Source organism: Mesorhizobium sp. P2_C5_2 (genome assembly GCF_056404535.1).
Window position 1 is genome coordinate 152,133 of sequence record NZ_JBFUDV010000001.1, and the last position, 22,251, is coordinate 174,383.

At 62.9% G+C, this 22,251-nt stretch carries 20 protein-coding genes and 1 other RNA gene; 12 read left to right on the top strand and 9 right to left on the bottom strand.

Going from position 1 to position 22,251, the window contains the following annotated elements; genetic code table 11:
• Positions 1-54: 54 nt before the first annotated feature.
• From AC1D1B_RS00710 to ffs, 4 genes are all read right to left on the bottom strand, one after another.
• Positions 55-1,035: a cell wall hydrolase gene (locus tag AC1D1B_RS00710; RefSeq protein WP_477328821.1), complete on the bottom strand. Its 981-nt coding sequence runs from the start codon at positions 1,033-1,035 to the stop codon at positions 55-57.
• A gap of 217 nt (positions 1,036-1,252) precedes the next feature.
• Complete coding sequence (locus AC1D1B_RS00715) at positions 1,253-1,576, bottom strand: YbaB/EbfC family nucleoid-associated protein (protein ID WP_454588116.1); 324 nt, start codon at positions 1,574-1,576, stop codon at positions 1,253-1,255.
• A 30-nt stretch (positions 1,577-1,606) separates the two neighbouring features.
• Positions 1,607-3,430: a DNA polymerase III subunit gamma/tau gene (locus AC1D1B_RS00720; RefSeq protein ID WP_477328822.1), complete on the bottom strand. Its 1,824-nt coding sequence runs from the start codon at positions 3,428-3,430 to the stop codon at positions 1,607-1,609.
• 106 nt (positions 3,431-3,536) lie between these two features.
• An RNA gene (ffs, locus tag AC1D1B_RS00725) (signal recognition particle sRNA small type) lies at positions 3,537-3,633 on the bottom strand.
• A 158-nt stretch (positions 3,634-3,791) separates the two neighbouring features.
• Between ffs and AC1D1B_RS00730 the strand changes: the two genes are divergently transcribed.
• From AC1D1B_RS00730 to AC1D1B_RS00740, 3 genes are all read left to right on the top strand, one after another.
• Positions 3,792-4,211 carry an HIT domain-containing protein gene (locus AC1D1B_RS00730; RefSeq protein WP_477328823.1) on the top strand — a complete coding sequence of 140 codons (420 nt, stop codon included), beginning with the start codon at positions 3,792-3,794 and terminating at the stop codon, positions 4,209-4,211.
• A gap of 148 nt (positions 4,212-4,359) precedes the next feature.
• Positions 4,360-5,301 carry an NAD(+) diphosphatase gene (gene nudC / locus AC1D1B_RS00735; RefSeq protein ID WP_477328824.1) on the top strand — a complete coding sequence of 314 codons (942 nt, stop codon included), beginning with the start codon at positions 4,360-4,362 and terminating at the stop codon, positions 5,299-5,301.
• Positions 5,302-5,323: 22 nt separating this feature from the next.
• The gene (locus AC1D1B_RS00740) at positions 5,324-5,629 is read left to right on the top strand and encodes a Dabb family protein (protein ID WP_477263935.1); all 306 of its coding nucleotides are present in this window, start codon (positions 5,324-5,326) and stop codon (positions 5,627-5,629) included.
• Between the two features lie 7 nt (positions 5,630-5,636).
• On the opposite strand, the gene AC1D1B_RS00745 is transcribed toward AC1D1B_RS00740, so the two are convergent.
• On the bottom strand, positions 5,637-6,500 hold the full coding sequence (locus tag AC1D1B_RS00745) for a prephenate dehydratase (protein ID WP_181056359.1): 864 nt from the start codon (positions 6,498-6,500) through the stop codon (positions 5,637-5,639).
• Positions 6,501-6,532: 32 nt separating this feature from the next.
• Complete coding sequence (locus AC1D1B_RS00750) at positions 6,533-7,258, bottom strand: 3-deoxy-manno-octulosonate cytidylyltransferase (RefSeq protein ID WP_477328825.1); 726 nt, start codon at positions 7,256-7,258, stop codon at positions 6,533-6,535.
• Positions 7,259-7,450: 192 nt separating this feature from the next.
• On the opposite strand from AC1D1B_RS00750, the gene AC1D1B_RS00755 reads away from it, so the two are divergent.
• The 7 genes from AC1D1B_RS00755 (at position 7,451) to AC1D1B_RS00785 (ending at position 16,858) form a co-directional block, all read left to right on the top strand.
• Entirely contained in the window at positions 7,451-8,107 is a 657-nt protein-coding gene (locus AC1D1B_RS00755) for a c-type cytochrome (RefSeq protein ID WP_477328826.1), read from the top strand.
• Between the two features lie 152 nt (positions 8,108-8,259).
• Positions 8,260-10,137, top strand: coding sequence for an extracellular solute-binding protein (locus AC1D1B_RS00760; RefSeq protein ID WP_477328827.1), 1,878 nt, complete (start codon positions 8,260-8,262; stop codon positions 10,135-10,137).
• On the top strand, positions 10,137-12,005 hold the full coding sequence (locus AC1D1B_RS00765; protein ID WP_477328828.1) for an extracellular solute-binding protein: 1,869 nt from the start codon (positions 10,137-10,139) through the stop codon (positions 12,003-12,005). Before AC1D1B_RS00760 ends, AC1D1B_RS00765 begins: the two co-directional genes overlap by 1 nt.
• Before the next feature lie 30 nt (positions 12,006-12,035).
• Positions 12,036-13,133 (top strand): microcin C ABC transporter permease YejB, encoded by a 1,098-nt coding sequence (locus AC1D1B_RS00770; RefSeq protein WP_477328829.1) that lies wholly within the window; start codon positions 12,036-12,038, stop codon positions 13,131-13,133.
• Entirely contained in the window at positions 13,133-14,272 is a 1,140-nt protein-coding gene (locus AC1D1B_RS00775) for an ABC transporter permease (RefSeq protein ID WP_477328830.1), read from the top strand. Before AC1D1B_RS00770 ends, AC1D1B_RS00775 begins: the two co-directional genes overlap by 1 nt.
• Positions 14,269-15,897: an ABC transporter ATP-binding protein gene (locus AC1D1B_RS00780; RefSeq protein ID WP_477328831.1), complete on the top strand. Its 1,629-nt coding sequence runs from the start codon at positions 14,269-14,271 to the stop codon at positions 15,895-15,897. Before AC1D1B_RS00775 ends, AC1D1B_RS00780 begins: the two co-directional genes overlap by 4 nt.
• A gap of 19 nt (positions 15,898-15,916) precedes the next feature.
• Positions 15,917-16,858 (top strand): 2-hydroxyacid dehydrogenase, encoded by a 942-nt coding sequence (locus tag AC1D1B_RS00785; RefSeq protein ID WP_477328832.1) that lies wholly within the window; start codon positions 15,917-15,919, stop codon positions 16,856-16,858.
• Positions 16,859-16,873: 15 nt separating this feature from the next.
• Here AC1D1B_RS00785 and AC1D1B_RS00790 read toward each other — a convergent pair whose 3' ends face one another.
• Together AC1D1B_RS00790 and AC1D1B_RS00795 are read right to left on the bottom strand one after the other, a co-directional pair.
• Entirely contained in the window at positions 16,874-17,233 is a 360-nt protein-coding gene (locus AC1D1B_RS00790) for a hypothetical protein (RefSeq protein WP_477328833.1), read from the bottom strand.
• Between the two features lie 108 nt (positions 17,234-17,341).
• Entirely contained in the window at positions 17,342-18,271 is a 930-nt protein-coding gene (locus tag AC1D1B_RS00795) for a class I SAM-dependent DNA methyltransferase (protein WP_477328834.1), read from the bottom strand.
• Between the two features lie 105 nt (positions 18,272-18,376).
• On the opposite strand from AC1D1B_RS00795, the gene AC1D1B_RS00800 reads away from it, so the two are divergent.
• Together AC1D1B_RS00800 and AC1D1B_RS00805 are read left to right on the top strand one after the other, a co-directional pair.
• Positions 18,377-19,387, top strand: coding sequence for a ligase-associated DNA damage response exonuclease (locus AC1D1B_RS00800; protein WP_477328835.1), 1,011 nt, complete (start codon positions 18,377-18,379; stop codon positions 19,385-19,387).
• 1 nt (position 19,388) lies between these two features.
• Positions 19,389-20,987 carry a cisplatin damage response ATP-dependent DNA ligase gene (locus tag AC1D1B_RS00805; RefSeq protein ID WP_477328836.1) on the top strand — a complete coding sequence of 533 codons (1,599 nt, stop codon included), beginning with the start codon at positions 19,389-19,391 and terminating at the stop codon, positions 20,985-20,987.
• Between the two features lie 7 nt (positions 20,988-20,994).
• Here the strand turns inward: AC1D1B_RS00805 and AC1D1B_RS00810 are convergent, their stop codons facing one another.
• Positions 20,995-22,170 carry a hypothetical protein gene (locus AC1D1B_RS00810; protein WP_477328837.1) on the bottom strand — a complete coding sequence of 392 codons (1,176 nt, stop codon included), beginning with the start codon at positions 22,168-22,170 and terminating at the stop codon, positions 20,995-20,997.
• Positions 22,171-22,251 lie beyond the last annotated feature (81 nt).

Sequence of the window (22,251 nt, forward strand, 5' to 3'; positions counted from 1 at the left end):
ATACACACAGAGCCCGCCATGCTGCCATGGCGGGCTCTGAAAATGCTGTAGGTCTTAGTAGGCCGAAGCCGGCCGGGTCTGGTCCGCGATCATCGCGCCGATGGCGTCGGTGTTCTCAGGCGTCGACTGGAAGCCCATCGACGCTTCCTGCGTCCCGTTCGGCACCGACGTGATGTAGCGGGCGTTGAGGACGCCGCCAAAGCGCGAGGCATCGGGCTCGGCCATCGGTTCCTGCATCGCCACCTCCGTCTGCTTGGCCGCGACGCGGCCGCCCTTCGCAGGGGCCACGGCAGCGGTCACATAGGTTTGCTCGACTGGGGTCTGCTCGGCCGAGGCGCGGCTTGCCTTGGCCGCGCGAACTGCCGCGGCCTGCTTGGCAGGATCGGGACGGACGATCGTCTTGACCACGGGCTCGGCGTAAGCCACCTGTACCGGCGCTTCAGCCACTGGCGCGCGCGGCGTTGCCGAAGCCACCATGGTCGTGGGTTCGTCCGGCAGCGGCTGCCAGTTGCGGCCGCGCTTCTCATAGAAGGCATTACCGCCGGCAACCATGGTGTAGTGCATGTTCTTGTACGGGAACCGCAAGCCGGCGGTGTGGAAGTACATCGTATTCTTCAGCTTGGCCTTACGCTCGCCCTTGAGCACCGCGTCGGCGGCTTCCTCGACATCGGGCATGGCTTTCGAATTCATCGGCCGCGTCATCACGCCGGGCGCGAACTGGCCCGGTTCACCCACCACCTCGCAAATGGTGCTGCCATGGTTGCCGGAACGCAGCCGGTTCATCACCACCGTGCCGACGGCGATCATGCCGTCGCGGCTCGAGCGGTTGGATTCGAAGAACATCGCCCGCTCCAGGCACTCCCTGTCCTTCGGCGTGTGGCTGAAGGGCCGGCTCAGGAAACTCGGCGTGATGGCGTCGGTCAGGCTGGCGACCGACATGCCGTGCGAAGAAGTGGTCTGGCTGCAACCCGCCAGGAACAGCGGGGAGAAGATGATGCCGAGCAACAGCGGCGTCTTCCATCGCGTAGCGATCAACAAAAGTGCCTCATTTTCCAGATGCCACCCGTCCCGAGATGTGGCAAGAATGAGACTCTTAAAGGCAAAAAGATGGCTAAAGGATTAGCATTCGTGCAGCATAGGTAAAACTTTATAAATGCGCAGATATGTCCCCGTGAGCAAAGCCGGGGAAAGTGTTAACAATAGCCCCGGCAGCCGATTTCCGTTCATAATCAATTAACTGGTGGGAGCCGGCTCAGAACGGCAATTTCATTCCAGGCGGGATCGGCAAGCCTGCCGTCAGCGCCTTGGTCTTCTCCTGCATAATCTGCTCGACCTTATTTTTGGCGTCATTGTGGGCGGCCAGAAGCAGGTCTTCGAGGATCTCGACGTCGTCCTCCTTGAACAGCGACGGATCGATCTTCAGCGACTTCATTTCGAACTTGCCGGTCAGCGTGACGTTGACCAGGCCGCCGCCGGCCTGCCCGCTTGCTTCAAGCGTGGCGATCTCGTCCTGCATGGCCTGGAACTTGGCCTGCATTTCCTTCGCCTTGCCCATCAGGCCGAGAAGATCTTTCATGGTCGGGTCCTTTGCGGATTCGTGCTGTGGTCAGTTTTCGTCGTCGTCGCCCAGTGGCTCGACCGGCACTTCGGCCTTGTCGGTATCGACTTCCGGCGCGTCGGGAATGCGCACGTCGATTATCTTGGCGCCGGGAAAGCGCGCCAGGATGGCGGCCACCGCCGGATCGCTTCTGGCATCGGAGAAAGCGGTCTCGCGCTTGGTCGATTCCATCTCGGCCAGCGTCTGGCCGCCCTCTTCCTTCGACAGCGACACCAGCCAGTTGCGGCCGGTCCAGGCGCGCAGCTTGGCGGTCAGTTCGTTGAGCAGCATTTTCGGCGCATCGTCGGTCAGGCTGACGTCGAGGCGGCCGGGCTCGATGCGCACCAGGCGCACGCAGCGCTTGACCTGCACCTTGAAGGCCATGTCGCGCTGCTGATCAGCAAGGGCGACGATATCGGCCAACGATTTCACCGGCACCGGCGGCGTCTCGGCCACCGGCTCAGGTGCTGCAACGAAGTCAGCCGGCAGCGGTTCGGGCTCGACCAGCCGCATCGTCTGTGCGCCGCCGCCAGGCGTCGGCATGCGTGACTGCGCCACGGCGCTTGCGCCGCCGCCATTGCCGGGTGTTGCCGGGCCGGGACTGGCCGGCGCTCCGTTCGGACGCGGCGCGCCGCTCGAAACGGAGGCACCGCTCTCCAGCGATTTCAGCGCCTCGTCCAGCGTCGGCAGGTCGGCGGCATGCGCCAGCCGGATCAGCACCATTTCGCCGGCGCTGACCGGGCGGTTGGAAGACTGCACCTCGGGAATGCCTTTCAACAGCATCTGCCAGGTCCGCGACAGCACCTTGACCGACAACGTGCTGGCGAATTCAGCGCCGCGCCGGCGTTCGTCCTCGGACAGCGAGGCGTCGTCGGCTGCCGTCGGCACGAAGCGCAACCGGGTGACGAGGTGGTTGAATTCAGCAAGATCAGTCAGCACCGCGGCCGGATCGGCGCCGGTATCGTACTGGTTGCGGAATTCGGCCAAAGCCGCCGCTACATCGCCCTTCATCACATGTTCGAACAGGTCGACGATGCGGGCGCGGTCGGCCAGACCCAACATGGCGCGCACCGCTTCGGCGCTGACGGCGCCGCCGCCATGGGCGATCGCCTGGTCGAGGATGGAGAGCGAATCGCGGGCCGAGCCTTCGGCGGCGCGCGCGATCATCGCCAGCGCGTCGTCGTCGACCGAAATGCCTTCCTTGCCGGCAATGGACGAGAGATGCGCGACCAGCGCGCCGGCATCGATGCGCCTCAAGTCGAAGCGCTGGCAGCGCGACAGGACGGTGATCGGCACCTTGCGGATTTCAGTGGTGGCGAAGATGAATTTGACGTGCGGCGGCGGCTCTTCCAGCGTCTTCAACAGGCCGTTGAAGGCCTGGGTGGAGAGCATGTGCACTTCGTCGATGATGTAGACCTTGTAGCGCGCCGACACCGGGGCATAGCGCACGCGCTCGATGATGTCCCTGATGTCGTCGATGCCGGTGTGTGATGCCGCGTCCATCTCGATGACGTCGACATGGCGGCCTTCCATGATCGCCTGGCAATGCTCGCCCAGAACGGCAAGGTCGACCGATGGCTGATCGACGGTCGGTGTCTTGTAGTTGAGCGCCCGCGCCAGAATGCGCGCCGTCGTCGTCTTGCCGACGCCGCGCACGCCGGTCAGCATCCAGGCCTGGGCGATGCGGCCGGTGGAGAAAGCGTTGGTCAGGGTGCGGACCATCGGCTCCTGGCCGATCAGCTCGGAGAAATTCGCCGGACGGTACTTGCGCGCCAGCACACGATAGGCGGCGGCCTTTTCCTTTTCCGTTCCCGAATTTCCGACTTCGCTCATTCGCCCGTAAAGCTCCAAAAAGGCCGCGTCCGAGGCTGGCCGATTCCTGCTAATAGTCTCGCCCGCGCTGCAATGCGTCGTCAATGTCGCGAGAGGGGCCGATGAGGTGGGAGGCTGGAACAATGACCCGTTCCGGGCTCGTTAGGGCTGCTTCCTTCCGGACCTGACCCGGTTGGCGAGTGGATCGTCCACCACCAACCTCCCGCGTTCCATATCGGCAATTCAGCGATGAAATGCAAGGGTGCATGAGAATCGGACGGCCTTGAGCTCCGCCGCTCAATGAATCGCTTGCAGCCCCCGTGCAGCCGCTCTAGCGTTCATGAGTTTAGGAAATAATGCAAGAAACGCTAGGGAAACGCCAATGCTGCCGGGCCTCAAGGCCGGATTCACGCTCGACTCCAGACTGGAGGCGGACAGCGAGCAGCTGATGTGGCTCGGCCTGTGCGAATTGCGCGTGATGAACGACCGCCGCTGGCCATGGCTCATCCTGGTGCCGCAGCGGCCGGGCATCGATGAAATCCACGACCTGACGCCGCTCGACCAGGCGATGCTGACCTTCGAGACCAATATGGTGGCGCAGGCGCTGAAAAGAACCACAGGCTGCACCAAGATAAACACCGGCGCGCTCGGCAACGTCGTGCGGCAATTGCATGTCCATGTCATTGCCCGCTCGGAAGGCGATCCGGGCTGGCCGGGCCCGGTCTGGGGGCATGGCATGCGCGAGCCCTATGAGCGCTTCGACCTTCGCCAGTTTGCGCAACAGATAAAGGCAGCGCTATAACGCGCACCGTGTCCATCCCAGAGCCGGATGATTTCAGGTCTGTTCGACCTGAAATCTGAATCCGCCTCTAATCAAAGAAAGAGAGCATGATGTCGTCCGAAAACCGCTTCACACTTTTCGGCATCATGCTCTAGCGTTTTGAGCTTCCATGACCTTTCGCCTGTTTGACGCGCCCTTGCGCGAGCCGAGCCAGTTCGTCGGTTTCGCCGGCAACACGATCGACCGACAATCCGAGACCCGCGCCGACGATTCCGTCGAAAAGGCGCTGGCCGATCCTTCCGCCAGGCTTTTGCCGATGCATGGTGGCCGGCTGTACCTGAAATTGAACGACGGCAGCTTCGACCCTTGGTTCGATGTGGCCGACAGCCAGAAGCTGCAGCCATCACTCGCACAGGGTGTGCTGCTTGGTTTTTCCGAAAGAGGCCCGGTGCTGGCGGTGCCGGTTGGCATCGAGCCGGAGCAGTTGCCGGAGACCATCAAGGCCATCGACTATCGCTCGGTCTATATGCAAGGGCTGATCGACGAAACCGCGGCCGGAGCGTTGGCGCAGGGCGCGGCGCTGCTCGCCTGGCATGCCAGCCATCGCTTCTGCAGCAAATGCGGCCATGAATCGCAAATGCGTGCCGGCGGCTACAAGCGCCACTGCCCGAACTGCGGCACCGAACATTTTCCGCGCACCGATCCGGTGGCGATCATGCTGACGGTGACACGCGAAAAATGCCTGCTCGGCCGCGGCCGGCATTTCGGCCCCGGCATGTACTCGGCGCTTGCCGGCTTCATCGAGCCGGGCGAAACGATCGAGGCGGCGGTGCGCCGCGAGACGCTGGAGGAGGCTGGCATCCGGCTCGGCCGCGTCGTCTACCATGCCAGCCAGCCCTGGCCGTTCCCCTATTCGCTGATGATCGGCTGTTTCGGCGAACCGCTCAACGAAGACATCCAGGCCGATCTTAACGAGCTGGAGGATTGCCGCTGGTTTTTCCGCGACGAGGTGCGCTCTATGCTGGAGAGAACGCACAAGGACAATCTGGTGACGCCGCCGAAAGGCGCGATCGCGCATCATTTGATCCGCGCCTGGGTCGACAGCGAGTAAGTAGGGATAACGGGAGCAAGAAATGATCCGTCACACCGTGGTTTTCACCCTGAAGCACCCGCAATACTCGCTGGAGGAAAAGCGATTTCTCTCCGACGCCAAACGAATCCTCAGCGCGATCAAGGGCGTAACGCATTTCGAGCCGCTGCGGCAGGTCAGTCCCAAGAACGACTATCATTTCGGCTTCTCGATGGAGTTCGCCGATCAGGCGGCCTACACCAGGTACAACGAGCATCCCGACCACGTCGCCTTCGTCCGCGACCGCTGGGTCCCGGAAGTCGAAACCTTCATGGAAATCGACTACGTGCCGCTGACACTTTTGGTTTAGGGGAACCTTAGTCCGCCACCTTCCACTGCTCGCGCGACTCGCTGGCCGGATAGACGCCCAGAATGCGCACTTCGCGCGAGAAGAAGCGCAGCTCATCCAGCGCCAGCTTGACCAGCGGATCGTCGGGATGGCCCTCGATGTCGGCGTAAAACAGCGTCGCCGTGAAGGCGCCGAGCTGATAGCTCTCCAGCTTGGTCATGTTGATGCCGTTCGTGGCGAAACCGCCCATCGCCTTGTAGAGCGCCGCCGGCACGTTGCGAACGCGGAACATGAAGGTCGTCATCATCTTGGTGTCGGCCGAGGGCCGTTCGGCCAATCGCTTGTCCTTGGTCAGGACGACGAAGCGGGTGACGTTGCTGTCAGTGTCCTCGACATTCCTCTCGATGATATCGAGCCCATAGAGTTCGGCGGCGAGAGCCGGCGCGAGCGAGGCCATGGTGCGGTCCTTGAGCTCCGACACCAGCTTCGCAGAGCCCGCCGTGTCGCCGGCAATCACCGGTTTCCAGCCATTCTTGCGGATGTATTTGCGGCACTGCCCCAGCGCATGGATGTGGCTGTGCACGGTCTTGATCTCTTCACGTTTGACGCCCGGCAGCACCATCAGCTGGAAGTGGATCGGCAGGAAATACTCGCCGACGATGTGCAGCTTCGATTCCGGCAACAGATGGTGGATGTCGGCGACGCGGCCGGCGATGGTGTTTTCGATCGGGATCATGGCGAGGTCCGCCTTGTTGGTCTCGACCGCGTTGAAGGCATCCTCGAAGGTCGGGCACGGCAACGGTTCCATCGAAGGGAACATGTTGCGGCTAGCGGTGTCGGAATTGGCGCCCGGCTCGCCCTGGAAGGATATTCTGTTGGTCTTTTCAGGCATGCCGATATCTCAGGTTGAAAGGATCTATGGTCTCAGGAAAGGATTTGTCGGGCGCGTTCGAGGTCTTCCGGCGTATCTACGCCAAGCGGCAGCGACCGCACGATCTCGGCGTCGATGCGCATGCCGGCCTCCAGCGCCCGCAACTGCTCAAGCCGCTCGCGCCGCTCCAGCGGCGACGGTTTTAGCGCGACGAAGCGTTCGAGCGCCGCGCGCCGATACGCGTAAAGGCCGACATGGTGATAAAGCGGCCCCTCGCCCCAGGGCGCAGTGGCGCGGGTGAAATAGAGCGCCTTGAGCCGCGTCGCCGACAGCGGCGAACCGACGATCTTGACGACATTGGGATTTGTCTTTTCCTCGTCGCGGACGATCTCGACGCCGAGCGTGGCGATGTCGACCGCGGCGTCCTCGAAAGGTCGCAGCGCCGCCCCGATGATTTCGGGATCGATGGTCGGCAGATCGCCCTGCACGTTGACGATGGTTTCGACCTTGTGGTCGGGGTCGAGCGCGCTCAGCGCCTCGAAAATGCGGTCGGAACCGGATTCATGGTCGATGCGCGTCATCACCGCCTCGAAACCGTGCGTGCGCACCGCCTCGGCCACGCTTTGCGTGTCGGTTGCCACCACCACCCGGCCAAGCCCGGCCTCGGCGGCGCGGCGGGCGACATGCACGATCATCGGCGCGCCGGCTATGTCGACCAGCGGCTTGCCCGGCAGGCGCGTCGAGGCCATGCGGGCCGGGATCAGGATGAGCGTGGACATTAGGGGCTGCTGGCGTTTGAAAAGACGATGGGAAAAGTGGCAAAAGGTCTCACTGGAAGCGCCCTTATAGGTGTTGCAACGCTGGAGCAAAAGACCTAGTTTCCGCCCGATTTGACCGGCTCGACGGGGCGGGTCAGGATACCGACGGACGGAGTGGACGATCGGTCCGCCGGAAAAGGGAGCAAGGGGCGCATGGATTCCAACGAAGTCAACAAGCTGCTCGCCGGATTGCTCGGAACCTGTTTCGTCGTTTTCTCGGTCGGTCTTGTGTCTGACGCGCTGTTCGCCTCGCCGGCGCCCGAAAAACCAGGCTTCGCCATCGAGGCGACCGAGCCAGCCGAAGGCGGCGGTGCGGGACCTGCCGTTGAAGCCAAGCCGATTGCCGACCTGCTGGCCACCGCGAATGTCGAGCAGGGTGCCGCCGTGTTCAAGAAATGTCAGGCCTGCCATTCCGGCGAAAAGGGCGGCCCGAACAAGGTCGGCCCGGATCTCTGGGACATCGTCGACCGCCCCGTCGCCGAGCATGAAGGTTTTGGCTATTCGGCCGGCATGAAGGACTTTTCCAAGGGCGGCGCCGAGCACTGGACCTATGACAACCTCAACCACTTCATCACCTCGCCGAAGAAATTCGTGAAGGGCACGGCGATGGGCTTTGCCGGCTTGCCTAAGGACGAGGACCGCGCCAACGTCATCGCCTATCTGCGCACGCTGTCGGACAGCCCGAAGCCGCTGCCGACCCCCGGTGCAGCCGCTGACGCAACAGCGCCGGCCAAGCCCGCCGAGGGTGCCGCCCCGGCGAAGCCCGCCGAAGGTGCTGCGCCAGCCGCCCCGGCAGCGCCTGCCAAATAACCAAATTGTCATCTCGATGACCTCAGAAAAGCCGGGTTCAGCCCGGCTTTTTTGTTAGGAAAACTGCATATGCGGCGACAAAGCCGGCGCATGGCGGTTTTCACCGGCGTCAAATCATCTAGGATTGCCGGGCATTGCGAAGAGGAGAACGCATGACGGTTGGGCGAACGCTTCTGAGGTCGATGCTGGCAGCAGTCATTGTGGCTGCCGGGTTGCAAGCGGCCGCTGCGGATGAATGGCACACCACCTCTTCACTGATCGGCCCTTCCAAATATGGCGAGAACTTCCAGCGCTACGATTATGTGAACCCGGACGCGCCGAAGGGCGGCACCTACAATTCGGTGGTTTCCGGCACATTCGACAGCTTCAATCCCTACATCGTGCAGGGCTCGCCGGCGGCCGGCCTGCAGCCATTTGGCGGCGGCCTGCTTTACGACACGCTGATGGACCAAGCGACTGACGAAGGCAGCGTCAGCCACCCGCTCATCGCCGATGCCTACAAGTACCCGACCGACTATTCCTCAGCCACCTACCGGCTTGACCCACGCGCGAAGTGGCATGACGGCCAACCGATCACCGTCGACGACGTGATTTGGTCGTTCCAGGTGCTGAAGGCCAACAGCCCGATGTACAGCCGCTATTTCGAAAACGTCACCGACGCGGTCGCCATCTCGGACCGCGAGGTCGAGTTTCATTTCGACCAGAAGGGCAATCGCGAACTGCCGAAAATTCTCGGCGACCTTGTGGTGCTGCCCAAGCATTGGTGGGAGGGCACCGACGCCAACGGCAAGAAGCGCGACATCACCAAGGGGACTCTGGAACCGCCGCTTGGGTCGGCTGCCTACAAGATCGCCAGCTTCAAAGCCGGCTCGGAAATCGTCTGGCAGCGCGTGCCCGACTATTGGGGCGCCAAGCTGGCGGTGAAGATCGGCCGCGAGAATTTCGACACCCAGCATTTCACCTACATTCTCGACGACAACGCCTCCTGGGAGGCGTTCAAGAAGGGAGGGCTCGACGACATCAAGCCGGAAAACAGCTCGAAGCGCTGGGCGACGTTTTATGATTTCGCGGCTATCAAGGCCGGCGACGTGATCAAGCAGGAGTTCAAGACCACCTCGCCCGAGCCGATGCAGGCCTTCATGCTCAACCAGAGACATAAGCTGTTTGCCGATCGTCTGGTCAGGGCCGCGCTCACCTACCCCTTCGATTTCGAATCGATGAACCGCACGTTGTTCTTCGGCTTCAACACCCGCACCCACAGCTATTTCCAGGGCACGGAACTGGCCTCAAGCGGCTTGCCGCAAGGCAAGGAACTGGAAATCCTGGAAAAGTACCGCGACAAGCTGCCACCGGAGCTGTTCACGCAGGAATTCAAGCTGCCGGTCTACGATTCGCCGCAGGCCGAGCGCAAGTATCTGAAGCAGGCGGTCGACCTGTTCGCCCAGGCCGGCTGGGTGATCAAGGGCGGCAAGATGGTCAACGCCAAGACCGGCGAACCATTCAAGTTTGAAATCCTCGGCTCGGGTGAAACCGACCAGGTCATCTCCAGTCCCTGGATCGCCAATCTGCGCAAGATCGGCGTCGATGCGACATTGCGCATCGTCGACCCGAGCCAGTACACCAACCGCGTCAGAAATTTCGACTACGACGTCATCACAGGGCAGCTTCAGCAGTCGGAATCGCCCGGCAACGAGCAGCGCGATTTCTGGAGCTCCAAGGCCGCCGACACACCGGCATCGCGCAACTATTCCGGCATCAAGAACCCGGTCGTCGATGCCCTTGTCGACCGCATCATTTTTGCCACGGACCGCGACGACCTCGTCGCCACTACCCATGCGCTCGATCGCGTGTTGCTGTGGAATTACTATGTCGTGCCGCAATACTACCGCGCCGTGGTGTGGCTGGCCTACTGGAACAAGTTCGGCATCCCGGAAAAGCAGCCCGGCTACCGCGGCGCCGACATCGATTCCTGGTGGATCGATGCGGACAAGGAAAAGGCGCTAGCCGCCAAGTACAAGGGCAGCAATTGATGGCGGTGCTCCCTCGCCGCGATTTCCTGGCGCTCGGCGCCGCAGCGACCGCCGCTGCCCTGTTGCGCGGCAAGGCTTTCGCCGCCAGCCCGACCGGCGAGAAACTGCATGGATTGTCCGCTTTCGGCGACCTCAAATACAAGCCGGACTTCACCCACTTCGACTATGTCAACGTCGATGCGCCGCAAGGCGGCATCTTCAATTTCCTGCCACGCACCTGGGGCTCCAACCAGACGCCGCTGACCTTCAACACGCTGAATTCGTTCGTTCCCAAAGGCGATTCACCGCAGCGCATGGAAATGTGCTTCGACTCACTGATGGTGAGGGCGTTCGACGAGCCTGACGCCGTCTACGGGCTGATCGCCGACGGGGTGACGATTTCCGACGATCGCAATGGTTTCACTTTCTCGCTGCGCCCGCAGGCCCGTTTCCATGACGGCACGCCGCTGACGGCTGAGGACGCCGCCTTTACCTTCAAGCTGCTCAAGGACAAGGGACACCCGGACTATTCGCTGCCGTTGACGCATCTGGATGACGCGATCGCCGTGGACGCCCACACGGTGCAGCTCAACTTCTCCGGCAAGCAGACAAGCCGCACCATCCTCAACGTCGTCGCGTTCCCGATCCTGTCGAAGGCTTTCTACACAGCCAACCCGTTCGACTCCTCGCAGATGAACCCGCCGCTGGGGTCAGCCGCCTACAAGGTCGGCCGCTGGTCGGCAGGGGCCTGGATCGAATATGAGCGTGTGGCCGACTATTGGGGCAACGACCTGCCGGTCAATCGTGGCCAAAACAATTTCGCTCGCATCCGCGTCGAGTTCTACCAGGATCGCAACGCTTCCTTCGAGGCGTTCAAGAAGGGAGAGATCCTCTACAAGGAGGAAGCCGTCTCTCGCATTTGGGCGACGGGTTACGACTTCCCCGCTTTCATTGCCGGCAAGGTGGTGAAACACGAATTTCCGGCCGAAACGATGCCCTCCATGCAGGCCACCGCCGTCAACCAGCGGCGCGAGCAATTCCGCGACCCGCGCGTGCGGCAGGCGCTCGGTCTCTGCTTCGACTTCGAATGGACGCAGCGCAATTTCTTTTACGGTTCCTATGAGCGCTCGCAATCCTGCTTCGAGCAATCCGATTTTCGCGCCGAAGGCGTGCCATCGCCCGGTGAATTGGCTCTTCTCGAACCGCTGCGCGATCAGATTCCCGCCGAGGCTTTTGGTGAAGCCGTGACCCAGGCCGTGTCGAACGGCTCCGGCCGCGACCGGCAGCTACTTGGCAAGGCGGCCAAGCTTCTCGCTTACGCCGGCTGGAAACGCTCCGGCAATTTCGTCGTGAACGACAAGGGCGGTCGGCTGTCGGCGGAGATCCTTGTCGACGACGAAGTCTTCGAACAGGTTTATTCGCCCTGGGTCGAAAACATGAAGGCGGTCGGCATCGATGCCTCGATCAGGCTGGTGGATGCCGCGCAATATCAGCTGCGGCAGAATTTGTTCGATTACGATCTTATCTCGGTTGCGGCTCGGTTTCCGGCGACACCGACCCGTGACGACCTCGAAACCTTTTTCCACTCGCGAACAGCTACTCTATCCGGCACACGCAACCTGCCCGGAACATCGAGCCCGGCCATCGACGCCCTGGTCGACGCCGCGGGCGCCGCCGAGGATCGCGAAAGCCTGACAATTGCCATGCGCGCGCTCGACCGGGTCTTGCGTGCACGACGCGATTGGATTCCAAGTTGGTTCCTGGCGAATCACCGAAGCGCCTATTGGGACATGTTCGGTTTTCCCGAGCGGAAACCCGATTTCGACTTTCCGGTCGAAGCGCTGTGGTGGGTCGACAAGGGCAAGGCGGCAAAAATTGGCAAAGCCTGACATGACCGTTCGCGCAGGATTGGCGGCCTGATGGGCGCCTACATACTGCGCCGCATCCTGCTGATGATCCCGACCCTGTTCGGCATCATGGCGGTCGCTTTCGTCGTCACTCAATTCGCACCGGGCGGACCGGTCGAGCAGGTCATCGCCAGCCTGACCAACCAGGGCGGCAGCGACCGCCTCGGCAGCGGCGGCGGCGATGCAGGAGGTGGCGGCAATTTCGATGTGGCCGGCGATGTCGGCTCGAAATACCGCGGCGCGCAGGGCCTCGATCCCGAGTTCATCAAGAAGCTGGAAAAGCAGTTCGGCTTCGACAAACCGCCTCTCGAACGCTTCGGCATGATGTTGTGGAACTACGCGCGCTTCGATTTCGGCGACAGCTATTTCCGCGACATCTCGGTGCTCAACCTGATCCTGGAGAAAATGCCGGTATCGATCTCGCTCGGATTGTGGATCACGCTTTTGTCCTATCTGATCTCGATCCCGCTCGGCATCCGCAAGGCGGTCAAGGACGGCTCCGCTTTCGACGTCTGGACCAGCGGCGTGATCATCATCGGCTATGCCATACCGGCCTTCCTGTTCGGCATATTGCTGATGGTGCTTTTCGCGGGCGGCTCGTTCTGGGACTGGTTCCCACTGCGCGGCATCGTCTCCGACAATTGGGACCAGTTGTCGTGGCCGGGCAAGATCGTCGATTATTTCTGGCACATGACCTTGCCGCTGACGGCGCTGGTGCTGTCGGCCTTTGCCACGACGACGTTGCTGACCAAGAACTCCTTCCTGGAAGAGATTCGCAAACAGTATGTGGTGACCGCCCGCGCCAAGGGTCTGTCAGAGCGGCGGGTGCTTTACGGACATGTGTTCCGCAACGCCATGCTGATCGTCATTGCCGGCTTTCCCGCCGCCTTCATCTCGGCCTTCTTCACCGGCTCGCTTTTGATCGAGAACATCTTTTCCCTCGACGGTCTCGGGCTGCTCGGCTTCAGGTCGGTGTTGGCGCGCGATTATCCGGTCGTGTTCGCCAACCTCTATATATTTTCGCTGCTTGGCCTGTTCGTGACGCTGCTGTCCGACCTGATCTACACATGGGTCGATCCGCGCATCGATTTCGAGCGGAGAGACGTCTGATGACGCAGGCCGCAGCCGAGATGACACCGACAAGGATCGCGCGGCCATGGCTGTCGCCGCTCAACAAGCGGCGCTGGCAGAACTTCAAGGCCAACCGGCGCGGCTACTGGTCGTTGTGGATATTCCTCGCTCTGTTCGTGCTGTCGCTGTTTGCCGAGCTGATCGCCAACGACAGGCCGATCGTCGCCTACTACAAGGGCGAGATCCTGTTCCCGGTGGCGGTCGCCTACCCCGAAGAAAAATTCGGCGGTTTCTACGCCGTCACCGACTATCGCGACCCGGTCATCCGCGACGAGATCAACGCCAATGGCTGGATGATCTGGCCGCCGATCCGCTATTCCTACCGCACCGTCAACAATGCGATCCCCGACGCCGCTCCGGCAAAACCGTCATGGGAATACGACGCGCAGAAGCGATGCAGCCAGTATCCGCAAGGCGCTGCCGATCCTGACTGCATTGTCGGCAACTGGAACTGGCTGGGTACCGACGACCAGGCGCGCGACGTGCTGGCGCGCATCATCTACGGGTTCAGGATTTCCGTGCTGTTCGGACTGATCCTGACCGCGGGCTCGTCGGTGATCGGCGTCGCGGCCGGCGCGCTGCAAGGCTATTTCGGCGGCTGGACCGACCTCCTGTTTCAGCGCTTCATCGAAATCTGGTCGGCGATACCACTGCTCTATCTCTTGCTCATCGTCGCCGCCATCCTGCCGCCGGGCTTCTTCATCCTGCTTGGGCTGATGCTGCTGTTCTCCTGGACGTCGCTGGTCAGCGTGGTGCGCGCCGAATTCCTGCGCGCCCGCAACTTCGAATATGTCAATGCGGCTCGCGCGCTTGGCGTGTCCAACCGCACCATTATGCTGCGCCATCTTCTGCCCAACGCCATGGTGGCGACGCTGACCTTCATGCCTTTCCTGGTCAGCGCCTCAATCTCGACGCTGACCTCGCTCGACTATCTCGGTTTCGGCCTGCCGCCAGGCACCGCGTCACTCGGTGAACTGCTAAAACAGGCGCAGAGCAACCTCAATGCCCCCTGGCTTGGTATATCGGGCTTCGTCGTCATCTCGCTGATGCTGTCGCTATTGGTGTTCATTGGTGAAGCGACGCGAGACGCTTTCGATCCGCGCAAGGCGTTCCGATGAGCGAACCCCTGCTCTCCGTCCGCGATCTCAGCGTCGCCTTCACGCAAGGCGGCAACGAGTCGATTGCGGTCGACCACATTTCCTTTGATCTCGCCAAGGGCGAGACGGTGGCGCTGGTCGGCGAGTCCGGTTCGGGCAAGTCGGTCTCGGCGCTGTCAGTGTTGAAGCTCTTGCCCTATCCGACGGCCAGCCATCCCTCGGGCAAGATACTGTTCCAGGGCGCCGACCTGCTGGCAATGAACGAAAAGCAGTTGCGCAGCGTACGCGGCAACAAGATCACCATGATCTTCCAGGAGCCGATGACCTCGCTCAATCCGCTGCATACGATCGAGCAGCAGATCGTCGAGATTCTGGCGCTGCATCAGGGCATGGGCGATCGCCAGGCCAAGGCGCGGACGCTGGCGCTGCTCAACGAGGTCGGCATACGCGAGCCGGAAAAGCGGCTCGATGCTTATCCGCACCAGCTGTCCGGCGGCCAGCGCCAGCGCGTCATGATCGCCATGGCGCTGGCCAACGAGCCTGAACTGCTGATCGCCGACGAGCCTACGACGGCACTCGACGTCACCGTGCAGGCGCAGATCCTCGAACTGCTGGCGGGGCTGAAGTCCCGCAAGGGCATGTCGATGCTGTTCATCACCCACGATCTCGGTATCGTCCGGAAGATCGCCGACCGCGTCTGCGTGATGACCAAGGGCAAGATCGTCGAGACCGGGCCGACGAAGGACATCTTCGCCAACCCGCAGCACGCCTACACCAAGCACCTGCTGGCCGCCGAGCCGAAAGGCAAGCCGCCGGCCGCCAACGCCGCCGCCAAGCCGGTGATGACGGGCAAGGACATCAAGGTCTGGTTCCCGATCAAGAAGGGTTTCTTCCGCACCACCGTCGACAATGTGAAGGCGGTCGACGGCATCGACGTTACGGTACGCGCCGGCCAGACGCTCGGCGTCGTCGGCGAGTCCGGTTCGGGCAAGACGACGCTCGGCCTGGCGCTGGCGCGGATGATCTCGTCGACCGGCACGATCCAGTTCAACGGCAGTGACATCAACCAGCTGACCTTCAACGCCATGCGGCCGCTGCGGCGCGAGTTGCAGATCGTCTTCCAGGACCCGTTCGGCTCGCTCAGCCCGCGCATGTCGGTGTCGGAGATCATCGAGGAAGGGTTGAAGATCCACGAGCCTAAGCTGTCGCCCGACCAGCGGGACGACAGGATCGTCGCGGTGCTGAAAGAAGTCGGGCTCGATCCCGCAACCAGGAACCGCTACCCGCATGAATTCTCCGGCGGCCAGCGCCAGCGCGTCGCCATTGCGCGCGCCATGGTGCTCAATCCGCGCTTCGTCATGCTGGACGAGCCGACCTCGGCGCTCGACATGAGCGTGCAGGCGCAAGTGGTTGACCTGTTGCGCAACCTGCAGGCCAAGCACGACCTTGCCTATCTGTTCATCAGCCACGATCTGAAAGTCATTCGCGCCCTTGCCAACGACGTCATCGTCATGCGCAATGGCAAGATTGTCGAAGCCGGTCCTTCCGAACAGATTTTCGAGCGGCCGCAGACCGATTATACCAAGGCACTGATCTCGGCCGCGTTCAGGATCGAGACGGCGCCGGTTGGTATCGTCAGCGAATAACAGGGAATACAATCCGCAAATGGAAAAAGGCAAAATCCTGCTTGCCGTCACCGGCTTTCATCCGCAGCGCTGGCGCGAGCTGTTGTCGGCCGAGCGCGAGGTGGTGCTGGAGCCGGACGGCGCCAGCGATCCTTCGATCACCTATGCGGTGGTGTGGAAGCAGAAGCCTAACCTCCTGAAGTCGCTGCCCAATCTGCGCGCCATCTTCTCCATCGGTGCCGGTGTCGACCACATCTTCGCCGATCCGGGCCTGCCCGACGTGCCGATCGTGAGAGTGGTTGCCGACAACCTCACCCAGTACATGACCGAATATGTCGTCTGGCGGGTGCTCGACCACCATCGCCAGGGCATGCTCTACCGCGCGCAGCAGCCGAAGAAGACCTGGTACGAACCGCCGCAGCGGCCGGCCGGCGACATCTCGGTCGGCATTATGGGGCTCGGCAATCTCGGCCGCGCGGCGGCGTCGGTGCTGTTGTCCCTCGGCTTTGCGGTCAATGGTTGGTCGCGCAGCGACAAGGCCATGAAAGGCGTTTCGACCTATGCCGGCGAGGCCGGGCTGATCCCCTTCCTCAACGCCACCGACATATTGGTGGTGCTGTTGCCGCTGACGCCGGACACGCACGGCATCATCAACCACGGCGTACTGAAGGAATTGCGCAAGCGCAACGGCCTCGGCGGCTCGGTGCTGATCAATGCCGGGCGCGGCCGGCTGCAGAAGGATGCCGACATTTTGCTCGCACTGGATGATGGCACATTGAAGGAGGCGAGCCTCGACGTGTTCGAGGTCGAGCCGCTGCCGAAGACCAGTCCGCTGTGGGGGCATCCGAAAGTGTTCGTGACGCCGCATGCGGCGGCAACGTCCGACCCTGTCCACCTGGCGCCGGCCATGCTTCGACAGATGGATGCCTTCGAGCGCGGCGGAAAGCTCGACAATCTGGTGGACCGCAAGGCCGGGTACTAAGAATCCCCGCCGGGCTTAGCTCGGCAGAGCGAACTTCTTCTGCTTGTTGGGCTTGCCGCAGTCGCGACGTTCTATCGAGCGGTTCATGGCGTCGATCTTGCCGCTTGCCAGGTCGGTGTCGCGTTTATTCTTGGAGCGCACGTCCGGCGTGAATGGGCCGAAGCCCATCGCCGGATTGGAGAAGCTCGGCTTGGCGTCCGTCGACAGATGGTATTGCTGCGCCAGCCCGTTGCGCTGCGCCAGCAACTGGTCGCAAGGCACGCCGTCATACTGCAGTGATGACTGCACGTCCTGATCCTGCCGCTCCGACATCGAGCTGCCCATGCAGCCGGTCACCGCCAGGCAAGATGCCAAGACCATCATGTTCCAGCGCATATGCTCCTCCTAGATGCCAAGCCAAGCGGATCTTTTCTCGGCGGATATCCTATCTGATGCCGCGCCAGCCGCAAAAATCCCAGTCACATTTTCGAACAGGACGAGACATCAGGCGGACGATAGCGTCGCCAGCACGGCCAGCCCGTCGACCGGCTGGCGGCGATCCCAGCGGATGTCGGTCGCGTCCATGGACAGGACCGACAGGCCGTTGGCGGTAAGCATCCGCTCGACATAGGCTTGAGAATGGGCGTAGCGGCGCGATGGCCGTAGCGCAAAACCGGCTTCGCCGGCCGCCTCACCTCCGGCCAGCGTCTCGACGGAAAAAGCAAACAGGCCATTGCCAGCCAGAATGCCGGCGACGGTCTTCACCACGCCTTCGAGCGCACCGACATAGATGAACACATCGGCCGCCACCACCAGATCGGCCTTCGGGCCGGCATAGGCAAAATGCTGCAGGTCGGCCTTGGCGAGCAGGTCGTAGACGCCCTTGGCGCGGGCCTTCTTCAACATGGCGGCGGAGATGTCGTAACCCTCCAGCCGATCGGCGATCGGCCGCAATCTTTCGCCCATCAGGCCGGTGCCGCAGCCGAGGTCGAGAGCCAGCGAAAAGCGGCCCGGCCTTGCTGTTCGAATGACGCGATCGAGAAACTCCGGCAGCCGGTAGCCGAGCTTGTCGACCAGCTCACCCTCGAAGCTTTCGGCATAATGGTCGAACAGCGTTTCGACGAAGGCGCTTGGCGGCGCCGCGGCAGAAGGCGCCTTGCCGATCAGTTGCAACTTCAGCGCAGCACCCAGGCGATCCGTGGGATCGAGCTTCAGCGCCATTGCCCAGGCCTGCGCTGCCAGGCCGAGGCGCTCTGTCGTCTCCTGCATCTCGCCGAGGCGGAACCAGCCTGCCGCCCATTGCGGCGCCAGTTCCAGCGCGCCGAGCAGCAATTCCGCCGCAGCCACAGGGTCGCCCGAGCCGTAAAGCATCTCGGCATAGTCGGCACGGCGGTCGGTGGTCAGGTCGCCGGACGAGGTTTTCAGCGGTTGCATGGTGACGGGCCCGCCGGCAGATGCGGCCGGTGACTGGCTGTAGGACGAGTCAGCAGTCTCTTGCAACAGGCTTCCCGCGCCGCAATTAGCAACTATCTTGACAGCATGCGCGCCAGTGACCTCCTCCATTCCCGGCCGGAAGGCCTTTATTGCCCGCCCGGCGATTTCTTCATCGACCCGGTGCGGCCGGTCAACCGGGCTCTGATCACACATGGCCATTCCGACCATGCCCGCTCCGGCCACCGCTCGGTGCTGGCGACGCAGCAGACGCTCGACATTATGGGGCTGCGCTACGGCGAGGATTTTGCCGGGACGACGCAGGCGGCAACCCTCGGCGAGGCGATGGCGCTGAACGACGTCAGCGTCACCTTCCATCCGGCCGGCCATGTGCTGGGCTCGGCGCAGATTGCGGTCGAGCACAAGGGCAAACGCATCGTCGCCTCCGGCGACTACAAGCGTCAGAAGGATGCGACTTGCGCACCGTTCGAGCCGGTCCAATGCGACGTGTTCATCACTGAGGCGACCTTCGGCCTGCCGGTGTTTCGCCATCCGCCCGACACGGAAGAGATCGCCCGCCTCCTCAAATCGGCGGCGCAGTTTCCCGAGCGGTCGCACCTGGTCGGTGCCTATGCGCTAGGCAAGGCGCAGCGGGTGATGCGGCTGCTGCGCGATGCCGGCTACGACAAGCCGATCTATATCCACGGCGCGCTGGCCAGGCTCAGCGAATATTACCAGAGCCAGGGCATTGACCTCGGCACGCTGGAGCCGGCAACCGTCGACAGCGGTGGCAAGCAGGATTTCACTGGGGCCATCGTTGTCGGCCCGCCATCGGCCTTTGCCGACCGCTGGGCGCGGCGCTTTCCCGACCCGATCTCGTGCTTTGCCTCCGGCTGGATGCGGATCCGCCAGCGCGCCAAGCAAGGCGGCGTCGAACTGCCGCTGATCATCTCCGACCATGCCGACTGGGACGAACTGACCGCCACCATCAAGGAAACCGGTGCGGGCGAAATCTGGGTGACGCATGGCCGCGAGGAAGCGTTGGTGCGCTGGTGTGAACTCGAAGGCATAGCCGCACGGCCGCTGCATCTGGTCGGCTATGAGGACGAGGGCGATTGAGGTGAACCGCTTCGCAGAACTCCTCGACCGCCTGGTGCTGACGCCGTCGCGCAACGGCAAGCTGACGCTGCTCGTCGACTATTTCCGCACTGTCGAGGACCCAGATCGCGGCCTGGCGCTGGCAGCGATCACCGGTGACCTCAACATCGCGGCGGTCAAGCCGGCGATGCTGCGCACGCTGGTCACCGAGCGCATGGACCCGGTGCTGTTCGGCTATTCCTACGACTATGTCGGCGACCTCGCCGAAACCGTCTCGCTGGTCTGGCCGCAGACGCCGGGGCATATCCCGAACCGCGAGCCGACGCTCGGCGATGTCGTTGCAAAATTGCAGGCGGCGAGCCGCTCCGACGGGCCAAAGGTGCTGGCCGGGCTGCTCGATAGCGCCGGCATTTCGGCGCGCTTTGCCATCATCAAGCTGGTCACCGGCGGCCTGCGCATCGGCGTTTCGGCGCGGCTGGCCAAACAGGCGCTGGCCGATTTCGGCAAGGTCGATGTCGCCGATATCGAGGAATTGTGGCACGGGCTGACGCCGCCTTACACCGCGCTGTTGGCCTGGCTGGAAGGCAAGGCCGAGAAGCCGCAGCGGACGGCGCTGGCGCTGTTCAGCCCGGTGATGCTGTCGAACCCGGTCGGTGACGGCGACCTCGAAAAGCTCGATCCGGCCGACTATGCGGCGGAATGGAAATGGGACGGCATCCGCGTCCAGGCGGTGTGCGAGGGCGGCGTGCGCCGGCTCTATTCGCGCACCGGCGACGATGTGTCCGGCGCCTTTCCCGATCTCGCCGAAGCCATGAATTTTTCCGCCGCGCTCGACGGCGAATTGCTGGTTGGCCAGCCCGCGGCGACCGGCACGTTTTCGGACCTGCAGCAGCGGCTGAATCGCAAGAGCGTGACGCCGAAGATCCAACAGCAATACCCGGCCTTCATGCGCTGCTACGATGTGCTGCAGATCAACGGCGAGGATTTGCGCGCGCTGCCGTTTCGCGAGCGGCGGAAGCGGCTTGAAACCTTCATCAAGACGCTCGACCAGCACCGATTCGATCTCTCACCGCTGGTCGAGTTCGCCGATTGGCCGTCGCTGGAAGAATTGCGCCGGGTGCCGCCGCACCCGATCATTGAAGGCGTGATGCTGAAGCGCTGGGATTCGCCCTATCTCGCGGGACGGCCGAAAGGCCCGTGGTTCAAATGGAAGCGCGATCCGCACACGGTCGATGCGGTGCTGATGTACGCGCAACGCGGCCATGGCAAGCGCTCCAGCTTCTACTCCGACTATACGTTCGGCGTCTGGTCGGGGCCGGCAGGCGCGGAGGAACTGGTGCCGGTCGGCAAGGCCTATTTCGGTTTCACCGACGAGGAGCTGAAGCAGATCGACAAATATGTCAGGGACAATACGGTCGAGCGTTTCGGCCCGGTGCGCTCGGTGCGCGCCGACCGCAAGCAGGGCCTGGTGCTCGAGGTGGCGTTCGAAGGTCTCAACCGCTCGACCCGGCATAAATCCGGCGTCGCCATGCGATTTCCCCGCATCTCACGGCTGCGCTGGGACAAGCCGACGGCCGAAGCCGACCGCATCGAAACGCTGCAGGAACTGCTCGATCGCTAGACAACGATTACGGCTCGATCGAGACGCGGATCTCGTAGATGTCGACCGCCTTGCCCTGCTTGTCGAAGTCGGAGTTGATGGCGATGCTGCCGGCGGAGCCCGGGGGCTTGTCGGGGAACTTCACGTCGAACAGATATTCGTTGCGCTGCTGGCCGACCGCATAGCGCTTGCGGCCGCAGTCGCCGAGATCGCCGAAATTGCAGTCGATGGAGATCTGCGTGTCCTTGCCGTCCTCGGCGCGGGCAACGATGTCGAACACGGCATGCTTGCCGGCAAGCTTCTCCAGCACGCCTTGCCCGACATCGAATCCGATGGCCGAGCCGGAAGCGCCGGAGCGGATGCGCAGGAAGGAGCCGGTATCGTCCTGCACGACATCGGCCTTGGCGTCGGAGGGCGTCGCCACATGCGTCGGATCGGAGGGCGTAAAGACGTTGATCCAGTCACGCGTCTGTTCGGCTGCGCCAGGCTGCTGCGGCGCGTTTGTATCGGCGGGCGGCGTGAAATCGTCATCGTCGACCGTCGGCGGCGCCTCGGGCGGGGCCGTGTCGAGCTGCGCCGGCGTCTTGAAGACGCCAGTCTGGACGGCGAAATAGAGGCCGATGCCGACGGCGGCGAGCAGCGTCACGGTAAAGAAGATCGCCGTCAGCGGCAGGCGGCGGCCCCTTATCCGCCGTTCGTCCCGGTCAGGCGCCACTTCCGTCGCGGCTTCGGCCTGGGCGGAATCGGCCATATCGATCGCCGGGGCGCCGGGCAGCGTGGCGTCGGGCATGATGTCGGGGACGACCGGCAGAACGCGTGAGCGCGGCGCGTCGGATGGCTCGGGCTGCACCGGCCCATCAACGACGATCGCCGGCGATGGGCCGGCCGCGACGCTTGTCGGGGCGTCGATTGCGGGCGCTTCGGCGGCGCCTAGCGCCTGCACGGTATCTTGCGTCTGCGCAGCGTCTTGCGTCTGCGCGGCGACATCGGGGACCGCCGGCAGGAATTCGGATTCGATTTCGGCGATCTTTTCCTGCACCGCCTTGCGGCGCTTGATGGCGGCTTCCACCGTCACGCCGGGATTGGCCTGGAGAACGCGGTCAAGCGCCGCGAAGGCCGATCGATAGACCCTCTCGCGAAACGCCCGGTCCTCGGCATTGCCTTTCTCGAAGGCGTTGCGGATCGCTTTTTCGATCGCGTCCAAGCGAATTTCCCCTGTCCGTTCGCTCACATTGCCATGATCGTTAGCCGCAGGCGACCAATCAATCAACGGGCGAGCGGGCGC

Bases quoted from the DNA above. Each gene is read 5' to 3' on its own strand.
- AC1D1B_RS00780 (WP_477328831.1), top strand. From the start codon at position 14,269: ATGAGCGAACCCCTGCTCTCCGTCCGCGATCTCAGCGTCGCCTTCACG.
- AC1D1B_RS00720 (WP_477328822.1), bottom strand. From the start codon at position 3,430: ATGAGCGAAGTCGGAAATTCGGGAACGGAAAAGGAAAAGGCCGCCGCC.
- AC1D1B_RS00775 (WP_477328830.1), top strand. From the start codon at position 13,133: ATGACGCAGGCCGCAGCCGAGATGACACCGACAAGGATCGCGCGGCCA.
- AC1D1B_RS00750 (WP_477328825.1), bottom strand. From the start codon at position 7,258: ATGTCCACGCTCATCCTGATCCCGGCCCGCATGGCCTCGACGCGCCTG.
- AC1D1B_RS00800 (WP_477328835.1), top strand. From the start codon at position 18,377: ATGCGCGCCAGTGACCTCCTCCATTCCCGGCCGGAAGGCCTTTATTGC.
- AC1D1B_RS00770 (WP_477328829.1), top strand. From the start codon at position 12,036: ATGGGCGCCTACATACTGCGCCGCATCCTGCTGATGATCCCGACCCTG.
- AC1D1B_RS00755 (WP_477328826.1), top strand. From the start codon at position 7,451: ATGGATTCCAACGAAGTCAACAAGCTGCTCGCCGGATTGCTCGGAACC.
- AC1D1B_RS00740 (WP_477263935.1), top strand. From the start codon at position 5,324: ATGATCCGTCACACCGTGGTTTTCACCCTGAAGCACCCGCAATACTCG.
- AC1D1B_RS00745 (WP_181056359.1), bottom strand. From the start codon at position 6,500: ATGCCTGAAAAGACCAACAGAATATCCTTCCAGGGCGAGCCGGGCGCC.
- AC1D1B_RS00785 (WP_477328832.1), top strand. From the start codon at position 15,917: ATGGAAAAAGGCAAAATCCTGCTTGCCGTCACCGGCTTTCATCCGCAG.
- AC1D1B_RS00730 (WP_477328823.1), top strand. From the start codon at position 3,792: ATGCTGCCGGGCCTCAAGGCCGGATTCACGCTCGACTCCAGACTGGAG.
- AC1D1B_RS00765 (WP_477328828.1), top strand. From the start codon at position 10,137: ATGGCGGTGCTCCCTCGCCGCGATTTCCTGGCGCTCGGCGCCGCAGCG.
- AC1D1B_RS00715 (WP_454588116.1), bottom strand. From the start codon at position 1,576: ATGAAAGATCTTCTCGGCCTGATGGGCAAGGCGAAGGAAATGCAGGCC.
- AC1D1B_RS00795 (WP_477328834.1), bottom strand. From the start codon at position 18,271: ATGCAACCGCTGAAAACCTCGTCCGGCGACCTGACCACCGACCGCCGT.
- AC1D1B_RS00760 (WP_477328827.1), top strand. From the start codon at position 8,260: ATGACGGTTGGGCGAACGCTTCTGAGGTCGATGCTGGCAGCAGTCATT.
- AC1D1B_RS00790 (WP_477328833.1), bottom strand. From the start codon at position 17,233: ATGCGCTGGAACATGATGGTCTTGGCATCTTGCCTGGCGGTGACCGGC.
- nudC (WP_477328824.1), top strand. From the start codon at position 4,360: ATGACCTTTCGCCTGTTTGACGCGCCCTTGCGCGAGCCGAGCCAGTTC.